We start from the raw sequence: 13,620 nt of genomic DNA, 5'->3' as shown, positions 1-13,620 counted from the left end.
TCCGTGAAAACTGACACTATGTTGTGAATTCTTCCTATTGTTGATCCCTATGACGTTTCCTGTTGCCTTGGCCGATGTGGAGTCCCTGCGTGTTCACCAGCGTGAGGGCGCACGCTGGCGTATCACGCTGGCCGGCGTGCCGGGCTGGTGCTGGGAGTTTCCGCGCGGGTTGTGCCTGGCCCTGACCATCGAGCGCCCGGCAATGGAGGAGGCGCAACTGGTTCAGGCCACGCTGTGGCTGGCCTCGATTCCGGACAGTCTGGATGACAGTCTGGTGCTGGAGGGCGAGCACCTGTTTCTGGTGCGGCGCTACGATCAGCAGACGCTGGGACACGAACGCAACGGCCGCCTGCAGCAGCACCTGGCAATTGTGCGCTGGTTTGCGACCCACGACGTCCCTGCCACCGGTACTCCCGTCACCAGTGCTTCGGGCTCTTGGGCATGAGCCGCAGCCTCATCGCCCTGATTGGCCTGATGTGGATCAACGGCTGGGTCTGTGCCACCCCCAAGATCACCACGCACGGCGCCGCTGACTTTTTTCTCGACACCCGCGGCGCCCGGCTGGCGGATATCCTGAGGGACATGGGCGCCAACTTTGGGGTGCCGGTCACTGTCAGCGCCGGGCTCAACGATCTGTTCATCGGCCATCTGGATGCCCGCTCGCCGGAGCAGGCGCTCGAGCACCTGGCACAGCTGTACCCCCTGGCCTGGTATTACGACGGGCAGAGCCTGCATGTCTACCAAGCCAGCGAGCTGGGCAGCCAGTTGCTGACGCCGACCTACCTCTCGCCCCAGACCCTGATGACCCAGCTCAAATCGACGGGGATGCTCGATGCGCGGTTTTGCCGGGTGCGGGCGGTGCCCACCTCCAATGCCCTGGAAGCCCAGGGCGTGCCCGTGTGCCTGGAGCGCGTGGCGCGCCTGGCGCAGGGCCTGGATCAGCAAAAGGCGACGCTGGAGCGCAACCAGGAGGCGGTTGAGCTGTTTGCCTTGAAGTATGCTTCGGCGGCGGACACCGCCTACACCTATCGCGGGCAGCAGGTGGTGGTGCCGGGAATTGTCTCGGTGCTCAGGGAGATGACGCAGGGGCAGGCCTTGCCATTGGCCGCGGACACCGGTGAAAGCGCGCCTGTCGAAAGCAGCCAGCCGACGTTCTCGGCCGATCCGCGGCAGAACGCGGTGCTGGTGCGAGACCGCAAGCTCAACCTGGGGCTGTACCCGCCGCTGATCGCCCAGCTGGATCAAAAACCCCAGCTGGTCGAGATATCGGTGGCCATCATCGACGTCAACTCGCAGGATCTGGGCGCGCTGGGGGTGGATTGGTCCGGCGCCTCGAGCCTTGGCGGCGCCGGGATCAGCTTCAACTCCGGCGGCGAGTTGGGATCGGGCAATTTTTCCACCGTCATTTCCAATACCGGCAACTTCATGGTGCGCCTCAGTGCGCTGGAGCAAAATGCCAAGGCGCAGGTGCTCTCCCGTCCCTCGGTGGTGACGCTCAACAACATGCAGGCGGTGCTGGATCGCAACATCACCTTCTATACCAAGCTGGTGGCCGAAAATATGGCCAAGCTGGAATCCATCTCCGCCGGCTCCCTGTTGCGGGTCACCCCGCGGGTGGTGGGTGAGGCCGAGCGCCAGGAAATCCTGCTCAACCTGATCATTCAGGACGGGCGCCAGACCAGTCCGATCAGTCAGGCTGAGCCGCTGCCGCAGACCCTGAATTCGGAAATCGCCACCCACGCCCTGCTCAAGGCCGGGCAGGCGCTGTTGCTGGGGGGCTTTGTCCAGGATGAAGAAAGCCAGAGCGTGCGCAAGATTCCGCTGCTGGGCGACATTCCCGTGCTCGGTCGTCTGTTCCAGACCCGGCAAAACACCCAGCGTCAGACGGTGCGCCTGTTTCTGATCAAGGCCGACCCCTGGCATCAGTCTGGAAACTCCTGATGCAAGGCCATTACCAACTCAAGTGGCTCAACGGACTGCTGGCGGGGCGTGAGCTGCGCCTGCCGGAGGGCGAACTGCAGCTGGGCGGGCCGGACGCCGATATTGCCCTGGCCCTGGAAGATGATGCGCAGGCCGTGCTGGTAGTCGACGCCCAAGCGGTGCGCCTGCGTTCGCCCGCCTCGACCTGGATCGAGGGGGCGCTTTGGCAAGGGGAGCAGCCGTTGCCGCTGGGCAAGGTGATCGATCTGGGCGGGCAGGCGTTTGTCCTGGGGCGGATCGGCGATTCGCTTCCCGCACTGACGGTGCCGACGCGGGGGGGCGCGCGCTCGGCTCGCGGCGGCGCGCGCTTGGGGTGGGTGGCTGCAGTGTTGATGATGATGCTGTTCGGCATGCTGCTGTGGCAGCCGGCGCCGCCGGTTGTGCCGGTCACCGCGCACGACTGGCTGGCCGAGCAGCTGTTACGGCCCGATCTGGCCGGGCTGACCCTGGCGCGTGCCGCGCAGGGTGGATTGACCCTGCGCGGGGTGTGCCAGGCCTCTTCCAGCCTCGACGGGCTCCGGGGGCATCTGCGCGAGCGCGGCCTGCACCTGTACGATGAAAGCGTGTGTGCCGACCAGGTGCTGGACGGTGTGCGTGCAGTGCTGGCCTTGAACGGTTATGCCGACGTCGAGGTGGGCAGCGAGCAGGCGCTGGATCGGGTGGTGATCTGGGGCAACATCGCCGCCGATGCGCGCTGGCAGCGCACCGCTGAGCAGCTCAAGGCCATTGCCGCCCTGCAAGGCTTTCGGGTGGTCAATGACCATGAGACGTTGTTCAACGAACTGTACACCCAACTGTCCCGCCAGGCGCTGCTGGAGGGGTTGAGCCTACACATTGCCGATGGCGCCCTGCGCGTCAGCGGACAGCTCACACCTCAGCGTGAAGCGCAGGTGAAAGAGGCGCTGGAGGCGTTCAACCAGCCGGCGCCGCGCTTGCCGGCGGTGTTCCAGAACCTGCCCGCCGGCGCTCCGACGTCCACCTACCTGCCCGCGGCCATTGTCGGCGTGGGGGGCAATCGCCACTTGCTGTACCTGCAGCTGGCCAACGGCATGCGCTTGCAGGCGGGCAGTGTTCTGCCCAGTGGTTACAGGATATCGACCCTCAGCCGTTCGGCTGTCGTGCTCCTCAAGGGCCAGGAACTGGTGTCGGTACCCCTTGAGCTTTGATGGGTTCAACCCTTGGGAGGGTGCATGAGTCGCCTCACGGATCTGGAAGATGCGCTGCACGCCGACACGCACGGTGTGCGGCGGGATCAATGGCTTCACCAACTGGGCCAGGCGCAGGCGCGTTTGACCCGGCAACTGCGTGTACCTCAGTCGCCCTCGTCCTACCAGGCACTGGAGCAATGCCTGGCGGCGTGTCAGGCCGGTGCCGAGACGGTCAATGTGTTGTGGCAGCGCTATCACGTTGGTGCCGTCGCGGCGCCCTGCGCTCCGGCTGCGGACGAGGCATCGGCGCGCAGCCTGGGCGCTATCTCAGCAGTCCTGCCCAGACCTCTGAATTAAGGAGGGGGCGGGAAGGGTGTGGGTGCCCCAAGTGCCCAGGCTTTTGTCGAGTTGCTTAAGCGAGGGCGAGCTTTGGGCGCATGGGGCGCGGCCAAGGCGCCTATGAAATGGCGTGAATGAGGTTAATTCATTAGTGGATTGGCGTGGCGGGGATAAAAATATTTACTCATCAAAAGCCGCGTTTAGACAAGGCGCTTAGCTCGATGCCAGGGCCTTGGCCCAAGGCTTTTGTTGCCGCATTTTAGAAACCTGAGGCCGCCTGCGCGAAGCTGTTTGCTGGGCGTCATCACCGCCAGTGTTCGTGATGCACACCAGAAGATATCCCTGAAGATATCCATGCCCACCTCTGAATAAAGAATCAGGATGCTTTGATGTTTCAACTCGACTTTTATGGAACCCTGGTGGCCGCCTCCCTGGTGCTGCTATTGGGGCGTGGTCTGGTGTCGCGCGTGGACTTTTTGCGGGCCTACAACATTCCTGAGCCGGTAGCCGGCGGCCTGGTGGTGGCGCTGCTGTTGCTGGCCATGCGGGTGCTGGGTATTGAAGTCAAGTTTGATACCTCCTTGCAAAGCCCTTTGATGCTGACCTTTTTTGCCACCATCGGCCTGAGCGCCGATTTTGCCACCTTGAAAAAGGGCGGACGTCTGGTCGTCACCTTTCTGATGGTGGTGACCGGTCTGCTGATTGTCCAGAATGCCATCGGTATCGGGCTCGCCCAGGCTTTGGGGCTTGAGCCTTCCATCGGTCTGTTGATGGGCTCGATCACTTTGTCCGGGGGGCATGGCACCGGGGCGGCCTGGGCGGCGACCTTCACCGAGAAATTCGGTCTGGCCTCCGCCTCCGAACTGGCGATCGCCTCGGCTACCTTTGGCCTGGTGCTGGGCGGCCTGATCGGCGGCCCTGTGGCGCGCCTTTTGATCAAGCGGGTGGCCACGCCCGGTCTTGCCCAGGTAGCGCCGCGTCTGCCGCGCGGCTTTGAGCAACCGAACGAAGAGCGCGCCATCACCCCCTTTTCCTTTATCGAATCGCTGGCGCTGATTGCGGTCAGCCTGATGATCGGTTCCCTGCTCAATGGCCTGCTGTCGGGCACGGTGTTTGAGTTGCCGACCTTCGTCTGCGTCCTGTTTGTCGGTGTCGTGGTGCGCAACACGCTGTCGGCCCTGGGACTGTATCAGGTGTTTGAGCGGGAAATCTCGGTACTGGGCAACGTCAGCCTGTCGCTGTTTCTGGCCATCGCCTTGATGTCGCTCAAGCTCTGGGATCTGGCCGCCTTGGCGTTGCCGATCTTCATTCTGTTGGCCGTGCAGACCCTGGTCATGGCCTTGTTCGCAATCTTCGTGACGTTCCGCGTCATGGGCAGCAACTATGATGCGGCGGTGCTGGCCGCAGGGCACTGTGGTTTCGGGCTGGGCGCCACGCCGACGGCCATTGCCAACATGCAGGCGGTCACGCAGCGCTACGGGCCTTCGCAGCTGGCGTTTCTGATCGTGCCCATGGTCGGGGCCTTCTTTATCGACATCATCAACGTGATCGTCATCAAGCTGTACCTGCTGTTGCCCTTTCTGGGCGGGGTCTGAGGCAAAGGTCTTTTCAGTTGTTCTGCGGTGGGCACTTTCCTCACGCCCAGCCGGAACCATCATCTGGTAACCTTGCCCGCTTGGATTGAAGAGGGAGAAACGGGGTCATGGCAGCATTTGCATACGCGGGGACAGCGCAGCTGTCGGTGGTTCAGGAAGACGGTAACGAGCCCTCGGCGGTGGTCGAGATCATCCTGCGCGAACCCCTGCCGGGGGTGTTCGAGGTGCATTTTCCGCAAAACCTGCCCGCCGTCCAGATGGCGGTGTGGGTGCGCGTGACACTGCCCGACAGGCGCTCTTTCAGTGGCGCGGTGCGCTACCTGGCGCCGTCCACGTTGACCTTCCGCCTCGATCCGGCGGAGCTGACCTGAAACGCAAAGGCTACGACGCAGGCCATTTTTATGATCGGGGCACGCCGGCCCTGTAGGTGAGTGCAAGGCGGCGCGCCTGATCGACAAGGGTGAGCACATGAGTGTTGTATTTTCGGCTGGGCGGCGCGGCCTTGCAGGGACACCCCTTCGCTTCAAGCGTGAAACTGTGCGCACCTAGGCCAGGCTCGACACCCAGGCCAGATTTGCCGACGCCGACGTGCGTGTCTGACCGTCGAGCAGTCGGGTGCTGACCCAAGCGCGAGGCGCAAAAAAACCGTCAACCATGGACGGAAGACGGTTTTTTTGCCGCCCCTCCCACGGAGGACGGGCGATTCCCTTTGCGCTGCCGACACAGACTAGGGCGGGCAGGGGAAGGGAGCAATCGGAATCTGTGACAAGGCGTTTCCACGCCGGCGAGGGCAGTGGCTGAGGCTTGAGCACCCTGTGCGCGGTACAATCGACCGGCATAAAAAAACCGTCCCGAAGGACGGCCAAGATAAACCTGCCCCCGCGTGGAACAGGCATGCTCTCTGAGACTTGCCATGCCCGCCCAGCATAAGTTGGGCAAGGACAAAGACAAGCGGTGTGTGTGACAAGGCGTTTCCGCCACATGCGCGCGAATCTGTACAAGGATGCTGCGGCGACGGGGTGGGCTTGCGTGCGGGGCCTCACGGGATCACACGCGGTTTCCCCACGCTCTTTGCGACCCGGCAAAGAGGCGCAAGAGTCTGTCGTGTGCCACGCGTGTCGACGTTTCCCCGGATTAATCAGGCTCGGCCATGGGGCGGCGAGTGAGTTGCGCGTGCCAGTTTTTTCGTTCCCGTTGAAATCCAAGTAAACAACAAGGAGGGATTATTTAATTGTGCTGACAGTCGCCCTCGGTAAGCCCTATGTAGTCTTTAAATTGAATTCATTATAAAGCCGAAAAATTCGTAAGCCGGTCATGGGGGATATCTGTACAAGGATGAGGGCAGTGACGAACGGTTAATCAATTTTGATCTTGAGTGTGTATAGGCAGTCAGCGTGTGGGGTATTCGATAAGAATGCGCACGCCTGCCCGCTGTTATCGTGATCTGAAATTTTTCTGTGAGTCCTGCCTGCGGTTTGTACGTTATGCCAAAAAACTTAAAAAAAGGCACTTGCCCATGGGCTCCGATACTTCCTCTTTTGATTCCCTGATCGAAGACACTTATCGGCTATTTTCGGCCGACCCTGCTTTAGTTATTAATCGTACCTCGGATGAAACACTGGCGACGGCCCATGTAGTGGTTCGTGAAGTGGCGTTTTCAGTTGTTTATTTCAGGCAGAAAGAAGGCCAGCCCATCACTGTTTTTTGTGATTTTGGCTCGGTGCCTGAACATAAGGAACTGACAATCTATAAACAGTTGATGGAAATGAACTTCCATTTTTCCGACGCTCATTCGGCTGCGTTTTGTTTGAATCCCGAAAACGGTCATGTCCTGTTTACGCTGGCCGCGAACCTTGAGCAATTGACTGCCCCCCGTTTGCATCACCTCTTCAATGAACTGGCCACGCAGGCCACCTACTGGCGCTCGGCCGAAACCTCATGCGGCCCGTCCAGGTTCGTTTGGTAAGACGTCACCATTTAAAGGAGAAAAGCCTCTATGAATATTGCGAGCAAGCGGGTGGCGGTCAATGAGGTGTCGATGCAGACCCTGGCAACCGCCAGCAAGGTTCCCGTCATGAAAAACGGTGCGGTGTCGCTCACGGCGTTAAGACAACAAGTGGAAGAAGCTGGCGGCCAGAGTGATGCCTCTAGACCGCATTTTGTAAACATAATGAGAGAGATGAACCCGCAGCTTAAACTCGCGGGAGGGGCGGCATGCGCTCCAGCAGCAACCGAGCCTGTGCCGGCCGGCCTGTATGGGCCTGAGGGGACACTGGACGTTGCAATGATGAAAGAGCTATTGCTCGGCGTAAAAAGTGCCTTGCAGACACTGAGCCCCAATGCGGTCAAGGCGGCGAGTCTGATCGACAAGACGCTTAACGCCACCCAGCTCAAGGATTCGCCAAAACTCTACGGCAGTTTGAAGGACATCAGCCAGGCCATCGCAGGCGCGGACGGTAGTGAGTCGATGCAGCGTCTGGCCGGCGCCGTGATGCAGATGGCGCGTACCCATAATTATCAGGCCGGAGTGGGTGAATATGACCAGTCGGCCAAGACCGCCACCGCCCGTTACCTGGAAAAGAATCCAACGTTGGAGACGCGCTCCAATGCATTCCATCAGCACACCCTGAAGTTCGGTGGCGGCGGCGGGCCGAAGTGGGGGGTGGCCATGGGGGCGTTAGAGGGTGGAGCTGTGGACCTGAAAGTGGATGTGAACCTGTCCAAGACGAACATGCTTCTTCACGATTTCGACAGGGATAATCTCTACATTAAAAAGGGGCAGGGCGCCCTGTCCGTCTTGGTCCTGGCCGCCTTGGGCAAAGTCTGCAATATCTTTTCGGCGGGTAAGGTTTCCGGCGGCATTGATATGAAGGGATTGCGCGGCTGCCTGTTCGACGGAAAAAAGGCCGAGGACGTGGTGGGCTATTCCATGATGCATGAGCGAGAAGGTGGAGGCTCGTTTTCTCCTGCCCTCAACCCCGGCAAGAAAAAGCTCACGAAGCTGGCCAATTTGTCGACTCGAGGCATGAGCGGCATGTTGAATCGCTTTGTGAACAGCGCCACCAGCCGACTGTGGAGCGGCCCGGCGGGGGATCGTCAGGTGTCGCTCAACACGCACAAACTCATCAAGGGGGGAGTGCCCGAGCTTTTCCTGGTAAAGGACAACAGTCTGCTCAAGGGCATCGCGGCCTGTCGGTCCTTACAGGAGCAACTCGATCAGGCGTATGGGAACCTGCCGCGTCGTGAACTGCCTGACAGCTTGAAGCCGATCGTGGGCGATGCTTCCTGGTACGAGTACGAGGGCAGTGCTGCGCTCAGCGGCAATTTGCTGGAGCTCGGTTCTGCAGACACGGAGGCCACTTCCAGTCTGGTCGAGGTGGCGGGGAGCCAGGTGTTTAGTCATCGCAGTCTGCCGTTCAAGTTATGGATGGCGCCGCATGCAGTGTTGCAGGTCTTATCGGATGGCGATGATGTGACCCGGCGCGAGCTGTTGGATCAGGTACGAACGGCGGATGCCTCGGTGTCCGGTTATCTTGACAAGATTGAGCGCGAAGGGGTATCCCAGCTGCAAAGGGATATGGACACCTTTGAGTCGCTGGCCCATACACTGCTAAGCGCGCAGGGCGTGATTCGTGGTGGCGACTCCTCGGCCCTGCTCAAAACGCATGCCCGCCATCACTTTGGTCGTGATCTTAAAACGCTGAGTGATACCTTCCTGCTTCAACCGGAAGAACTCAAGGGGCTTGCCGTCAACAGTGACCGACTTGAACTGACATTGGCGCGCTGCTGGAACCGCCTGTCGCTGGGGCATGCTCAAGCCAGTTTGATCCCTGGAGATACCACCCGGGTGGCCCTTGAGCGACTGGATCAGCAAATCAAGGCGCCCAACGTCCTCATGGCGCCGACTTACCTTTATCATGGCGCCTCGCTGCAAATGGAGACAACGCTCAAGCGCTGGCGTTCGAACACAGCGTTCAGTGTGGCGTTACCTTCCCTCTCGCTCGGTTCAGGGCCCACGGTGCAGGCCGGTCTGGCCTCGGCGGGTTCCCTGAACTTTGCGGTGACCTATGACAAGGTTTCCCAGCATTCCAATCTGGTGCGTAACGGAAAATTTGCCACCTTTAACGTGGCGGCGACCCACCTGCCGGCTATGGGGTGCATGGACACGCTGGCCCGGTTCATTGCGATTAAAATCGCCGAACAGGTGCAAAAAGACGGTGATCGCAAGCCCATGACCGAGTACGAGCATGCCGCGTTCGTCGCTTCAATGACGAGCACCTTGGCGACAGGCCTGGTCGCGCCGGCTGCAGGTGCACTGGGGGTGTCGGCTGGGATTTCACGGCAGTTCGAGGTGGGCATGCATCGCAGCGACAAAGGTGAGCCGTGGCGACTGTGTTACTTCCAGGCCTCCAACGTCGAAAACCGTTCGATGGGTATTGACGGCCAGATCGGCTTCGCGGCAGGGGCCGGCGGCTCAGTGGGCTTGCGGGCAGGCCTTAGCAGTGCCGTCAATGTCGTCAGGCCACCGATTCTGGGTTCGGCGCCGTCCTTCCATGTCCTGCAATTGCAGTGTTTCACGGACGCCCTGTGCAGCACCCCAGACGGCGCTCTGGATTCCGAAAAGGTGGTGTTTGACACGTTGCGCAATCAGGATGTGGCGTCCATGTATTTTTCCAATGACGCCATCCTTGATCAATTGCAGTGGATGCAAGCGCTCAAGCAAGACCGTCAAGCGCCTGCTGATGTGTTGGGACGGCTGGTTCGTCTGGATCATAACGACAAGCAGTACGACACCTTTGCCCGCAGCGGTTTAAATGCCCAAGTGCTGGATCGCTATCTGCGTGAAGCGTGCGAGGCCACGCAGGGCGCCACCATGGAGAAACGTCTTGAGTACTTTACGACCCATGAGCAAGGGCGTGCGCTGTTGCAGGAGTATGCCAAGGGCATGGTGCAACTGGCGGCGATGAAAGGCCGCGCGACGTTTCTGCGGGGTGAGGCCCATGGCGGGGCGCTGAATGGTTCTATTGTCGACGCGAAAGGCCAAAAGCACGCGCTGCTACTGCCCGCTTCCCTGACGCGGTTCTAGGGGGGAAGCCAGCACTGCTCATGCGTCTGCCCGGCTGGGGAGGACAGGCGCAACCCTGTCGGTGCAAGGAGTGGCTGAACGGTCCCAAATAGTTGAAAATGCCATGCAACTGCCCAGCACGGGCAACTGCGATGCTTTTTCCCTAGCGCTGCGTGCTGCCGCGCCAGGACGTTCGAAGAGACGACAAGGATGTCGTTTTAAGCCCATGACAACAAGGATGCTGACCGTGGATCAATCCGCGCGCTTAACGTTACCTGCACGCCACCGTTGTGGCGACGATCAGGCGATCCCGGCACCGCCGACCCAGACGGCGTGTCCAGCCTGCCGGCTGTTGCCAGACGCCCATACCCCCAACCTTGTTCCTCATCTGCCTGATGGCACCCATCCGGCTGCCAACGATGCAAGAGCCTTCTCTGTTCTGGATTCGTCAGCAGCGTCCTGTACGGCGCAAGCCCGGTCGTTGTATAGCTATCCGATTCACCTGCATTTTGAGCGCAGTGTGGTTCGCCTGCTGTGTCCCGACATTCCGGAAATCGACGCCGTGGGCGATACCTTGAGGCAGGGACTGGCTTATGCCATGACGGGTCTGAATGCAGCCCTGGCGCTGTACGTCAAGGAAGGGCGCAAGATTCCCCTGGCCTCTGCGCCGACCGATCCTGCCCTGGTCTTGGCGCCGCCGATGATGACGGTGGTCAAGATCATGCTGTGGAATGCCATGTGTGAAGAAGGGGTCAATCGTGCCGAACTGGCCCGGCGCATGGGCTGTACCCGGGTGGCGGCGAGCCGCTTGGTGGATTTTCTGCTGCCGTCGAAAATCGCTACGCTTGAGCGCGCCCTGAATTTGCTGGGACGACGCTTGACGCTGGTACTGGAGGCGGTTTGATGGTTTTTTTGTTGTAGGCGTCCGTGATGCCCAGACCTGGCGTTGCCGAATCCGGCCTGGATTTGCAAAATGGCCGACGAGGGGCGGCGCCCAACGCTGACAAGGATGTCAGCGGGTTTTACTGGATCGGGTTAAGCGCCTGATCGCTTTTAGTTCGTGATGAAAAAGGAGTTAATAGTGATGAACACGATGAGTCGGATACCTGCGAGGAGTGCCGGACTGGATAGGCTGAATGAACGTGAGGGGCGCTGCCATGGGTGAGTCTGCCTTGAATGCCAATCCGTTTGCTGACTGGCCCCTTCATCATCTGTTGTTTGTAAAGTTGCGCAATAGCGCTAAGGGACTGGCCAAAGCGCAAAGCGTGGCGGATCTGCACGGCCTGAGCCTTGAAGAATTGAAGGCCCATTGTCGTCTGGCAGGCGAAGAACTCATTGTCCGCGAAGGGGCTCTGACCGAGGCCGGTCAGCGTATTTACGACTGGGCGAGCGATGTCACCGAACTCAGCGTGACCGCCCATCAACAAGGAACTCATCATGCCCATGATTGACAGTGACGAGCTTGAGGCGGCCCTGTTGCAGGTACAGCAGGCACGCGCCAAGTGGGATGCGGCCTGGAATTGTTCGCTGGCCAACCCCGTGGGGGGCAAGCGCGATGGCGCCGCCCATCCGCAGCGCATGCAGGCGGTTCAGGCGGCCGAAATGGATTTTTATCGTGCCACCAGCGAGCTGGCCACCCGGGTGCAGATGCTGATCAAGCAAGCCCGGCGCCATCGACAGCCTTAGCCGGCGAGCCGGGCAGGAAGACAGTTTCCCCAGAGTCCGGCCAGCAGCGCGCGTTGCTCAACCGCCCTCAAGGCGTGTTGAGCAGCTCCTTAATCGCGCGCTGCAACAGCCTCAGCGTATAGGGCTTGGCCACAAAGCGGACGTTGCCCGGGAGTCTCCCAGGGGCCGGTACGATATGGCCCGAAACCAGAATCACGGCGATCTGCGGGTGTTTCGACCAGACGGTTCGGGCCAGGCCGAGGCCATCGACGGAGCCGGGCATCTGGATATCGGTAATGATCAACTCAAAAGCCGAGGCGGCGCCCAGTTTGCTCAAAGCCTCATCCGCGTTGGTGCAGGCAGTGACCTGGTGCCCCAGCAGTGTTACCGCGTCTGACATCAGCCAGCGAAGTACCTCGTCGTCTTCAACCACCAGCACTCGACTCATGACGTGCCTCCCGGGTTCTTTCTTGTTAGGCACGGCTTATAACGTATTGTTTCTTTTATTGAAGGTGGAGTTCTCAGCGCTTGTTTTGTCTGCCCGGCATAATCCGCTAGGCTGTCTATCTAATACCCCCCCACTTGGAGCGGCCGCTATCGGGAACATCATGACCCTCTCTGACTTCATCGATAGCCGCATGGAAACGATTCTGCAGGGATGGGAGGACTACGCCCGTTCGGCTGAGTTGGCGCTGCCCGATCTGGACAGTGCGGGTCTGCGGGCTCATTGCGAAATCATCCTGCACGCCGTGGCAGCGAGCATGCGCAAGGCTGCGCCCGGGCATCACCTTGACGTGTCCCGGCCGCTGCCGCCGTTGAACGGGGGCAGCGAAATGCCGGATCACAGCCAGGGCATGACGATGTTGTTTCCGGGCCTGTCGATGGATCAACTGATGTCCCTCTACAAGGGGCTGCGCTGGAGTGTGGTGTCGCTGTGGCTGGAGGACGAGGCCTTCGACCCCGGCCACGCTCAGGACATCCTGCGTTTCAACGCTGCCATCGATCAGATGCTGCTGGAGTCGGCTGCCGCGTATGACAAGGCGCTGCAAGCCACGCGCCACACCGTCCTGGCCATGCTCGGCCACGACCTGCGCTCCCCCCTGAGCGCTGTGCTGATGGCTGGCGAATTGCTCCAGCAGCAGAGGGGGCTGGATGACAAAGGCAGGCGCCTGGCCACCCAGGTCTGCAGCAGCGCCCGGCGGGCTAGCAATCTGGTGAACGATCTGCTGGATCTGGCGCGGTGCAACCTGCGCGCGGGAATTGCGGTGCACCGTGAGCCCCTTGAGCTCAATGCCCTGTGCCGTTCGATCATCGAGGAAATCCGTGTGGGGTACCCCAGGGCCCGTATCGTGCTGCATGAAAAGGGCGTGGCGACGGGGCGCTACGATCCGGTGCGCATGGCACAGGTGTTCAGCAACCTGATTGGCAATGCGATCTGCCACGGGGACGCTTCATTGCCGATCCATGTGACCTTGAGCCGCCAGCCAGGCTCGGTGCAGTTTAGCGTGCACAATCAGGGCGAGCCGATTCCTGCCGAAGCGATGCCGCATTTGTTTGAACCACAGGGACGCTACTCCAGTTACGCCAGGCGCGAGGAGGGGCCTTGCGCAGGCCTGGGGTTGGGGCTGTTTATCGCCGGTGAAATTGTGGCAGGGCACGGTGGCCGGATTGAGGTGCACAGCTCGCGACAGCGCGGCACGTTGTTCAAGGTGTCATTGCCGGGCAGTGATGACAGTGATGGCTAGGCGCCGCGCGTCGAAGGCGTTCAACGGAATAACGGCGCCTGCCCCAGGCCAGCAGGGGCGTGCGAAGGTCGCAGTGGCCTTCG

The 13,620-nt window shown here is 60.7% G+C and carries 13 protein-coding genes; 12 read left to right on the top strand and 1 reads right to left on the bottom strand.

Going from position 1 to position 13,620, the window contains the following annotated elements; all coding sequences use genetic code 11:
- The first annotated feature begins 49 nt into the window (after positions 1–49).
- The 11 genes from HDC30_RS11990 to HDC30_RS11940 all read left to right on the top strand — a co-directional run bounded on the left by HDC30_RS11990 (position 50) and on the right by HDC30_RS11940 (position 11,813).
- Positions 50–445 carry a hypothetical protein gene (locus HDC30_RS11990; RefSeq protein ID WP_183783144.1) on the top strand — a complete coding sequence of 132 codons (396 nt, stop codon included), beginning with the start codon at positions 50–52 and terminating at the stop codon, positions 443–445.
- Positions 442–1,941, top strand: coding sequence for an EscC/YscC/HrcC family type III secretion system outer membrane ring protein (locus HDC30_RS11985; RefSeq protein ID WP_183783142.1), 1,500 nt, complete (start codon positions 442–444; stop codon positions 1,939–1,941). The genes HDC30_RS11990 and HDC30_RS11985 overlap by 4 nt, the downstream gene beginning before the upstream one ends.
- Positions 1,941–3,146 carry a type III secretion system inner membrane ring subunit SctD gene (gene sctD / locus HDC30_RS11980; RefSeq protein ID WP_183783140.1) on the top strand — a complete coding sequence of 402 codons (1,206 nt, stop codon included), beginning with the start codon at positions 1,941–1,943 and terminating at the stop codon, positions 3,144–3,146. The genes HDC30_RS11985 and sctD overlap by 1 nt, the downstream gene beginning before the upstream one ends.
- A 24-nt stretch (positions 3,147–3,170) precedes the next feature.
- On the top strand, positions 3,171–3,485 hold the full coding sequence (locus HDC30_RS11975) for an EscE/YscE/SsaE family type III secretion system needle protein co-chaperone (protein ID WP_183783138.1): 315 nt from the start codon (positions 3,171–3,173) through the stop codon (positions 3,483–3,485).
- Positions 3,486–3,856: 371 nt separating this feature from the next.
- A complete protein-coding gene (gltS, locus tag HDC30_RS11970; RefSeq protein WP_183783136.1) occupies positions 3,857–5,062 on the top strand; it encodes a sodium/glutamate symporter in 1,206 nt (401 codons plus the stop codon).
- 107 nt (positions 5,063–5,169) lie between these two features.
- Positions 5,170–5,433, top strand: a complete 264-nt coding sequence (locus HDC30_RS11965; RefSeq protein ID WP_183783134.1) for a hypothetical protein — start codon at positions 5,170–5,172, stop codon at positions 5,431–5,433.
- A 1,145-nt stretch (positions 5,434–6,578) separates the two neighbouring features.
- On the top strand, positions 6,579–7,028 hold the full coding sequence (locus tag HDC30_RS11960) for a CesT family type III secretion system chaperone (RefSeq protein WP_183783132.1): 450 nt from the start codon (positions 6,579–6,581) through the stop codon (positions 7,026–7,028).
- A 30-nt stretch (positions 7,029–7,058) separates the two neighbouring features.
- Positions 7,059–10,148: a hypothetical protein gene (locus HDC30_RS11955; protein WP_183783130.1), complete on the top strand. Its 3,090-nt coding sequence runs from the start codon at positions 7,059–7,061 to the stop codon at positions 10,146–10,148.
- A 226-nt stretch (positions 10,149–10,374) separates the two neighbouring features.
- Positions 10,375–11,031: a hypothetical protein gene (locus HDC30_RS29165; RefSeq protein ID WP_260319909.1), complete on the top strand. Its 657-nt coding sequence runs from the start codon at positions 10,375–10,377 to the stop codon at positions 11,029–11,031.
- Positions 11,032–11,284: 253 nt separating this feature from the next.
- On the top strand, positions 11,285–11,578 hold the full coding sequence (locus HDC30_RS11945) for a hypothetical protein (protein WP_183783128.1): 294 nt from the start codon (positions 11,285–11,287) through the stop codon (positions 11,576–11,578).
- Complete coding sequence (locus tag HDC30_RS11940) at positions 11,565–11,813, top strand: hypothetical protein (protein WP_183783126.1); 249 nt, start codon at positions 11,565–11,567, stop codon at positions 11,811–11,813. The genes HDC30_RS11945 and HDC30_RS11940 overlap by 14 nt, the downstream gene beginning before the upstream one ends.
- Positions 11,814–11,880: 67 nt before the next feature.
- Here the strand turns inward: HDC30_RS11940 and HDC30_RS11935 are convergent, their stop codons facing one another.
- Positions 11,881–12,240 carry a response regulator gene (locus HDC30_RS11935; RefSeq protein WP_183783124.1) on the bottom strand — a complete coding sequence of 120 codons (360 nt, stop codon included), beginning with the start codon at positions 12,238–12,240 and terminating at the stop codon, positions 11,881–11,883.
- Positions 12,241–12,400: 160 nt separating this feature from the next.
- On the opposite strand from HDC30_RS11935, the gene HDC30_RS11930 reads away from it, so the two are divergent.
- Entirely contained in the window at positions 12,401–13,537 is a 1,137-nt protein-coding gene (locus HDC30_RS11930; protein ID WP_183783122.1) for a sensor histidine kinase KdpD, read from the top strand.
- Positions 13,538–13,620: the final 83 nt, after the last annotated feature.

This window comes from Pseudomonas sp. JAI115 (genome assembly GCF_014200835.1).
Classification (GTDB): domain Bacteria; phylum Pseudomonadota; class Gammaproteobacteria; order Pseudomonadales; family Pseudomonadaceae; genus Aquipseudomonas; species Aquipseudomonas putida_A.
The sequence above is the reverse complement of the archived record's forward strand: the minus strand, read 5'-3'. Positions and strand labels throughout refer to the sequence as shown.

Excerpts from the sequence above, each read along its gene's own strand:
- HDC30_RS11960 (WP_183783132.1), top strand. The coding sequence starts at position 6,579 with ATGGGCTCCGATACTTCCTCTTTTGATTCCCTGATCGAAGACACTTAT.
- HDC30_RS11985 (WP_183783142.1), top strand. The coding sequence starts at position 442 with ATGAGCCGCAGCCTCATCGCCCTGATTGGCCTGATGTGGATCAACGGC.
- HDC30_RS11990 (WP_183783144.1), top strand. The coding sequence starts at position 50 with ATGACGTTTCCTGTTGCCTTGGCCGATGTGGAGTCCCTGCGTGTTCAC.
- HDC30_RS11955 (WP_183783130.1), top strand. The coding sequence starts at position 7,059 with ATGAATATTGCGAGCAAGCGGGTGGCGGTCAATGAGGTGTCGATGCAG.
- HDC30_RS11930 (WP_183783122.1), top strand. The coding sequence starts at position 12,401 with ATGACCCTCTCTGACTTCATCGATAGCCGCATGGAAACGATTCTGCAG.
- HDC30_RS11935 (WP_183783124.1), bottom strand. The coding sequence starts at position 12,240 with ATGAGTCGAGTGCTGGTGGTTGAAGACGACGAGGTACTTCGCTGGCTG.
- HDC30_RS11945 (WP_183783128.1), top strand. The coding sequence starts at position 11,285 with ATGGGTGAGTCTGCCTTGAATGCCAATCCGTTTGCTGACTGGCCCCTT.
- HDC30_RS11975 (WP_183783138.1), top strand. The coding sequence starts at position 3,171 with ATGAGTCGCCTCACGGATCTGGAAGATGCGCTGCACGCCGACACGCAC.
- HDC30_RS11940 (WP_183783126.1), top strand. The coding sequence starts at position 11,565 with ATGCCCATGATTGACAGTGACGAGCTTGAGGCGGCCCTGTTGCAGGTA.
- HDC30_RS11965 (WP_183783134.1), top strand. The coding sequence starts at position 5,170 with ATGGCAGCATTTGCATACGCGGGGACAGCGCAGCTGTCGGTGGTTCAG.
- gltS (WP_183783136.1), top strand. The coding sequence starts at position 3,857 with ATGTTTCAACTCGACTTTTATGGAACCCTGGTGGCCGCCTCCCTGGTG.
- sctD (WP_183783140.1), top strand. The coding sequence starts at position 1,941 with ATGCAAGGCCATTACCAACTCAAGTGGCTCAACGGACTGCTGGCGGGG.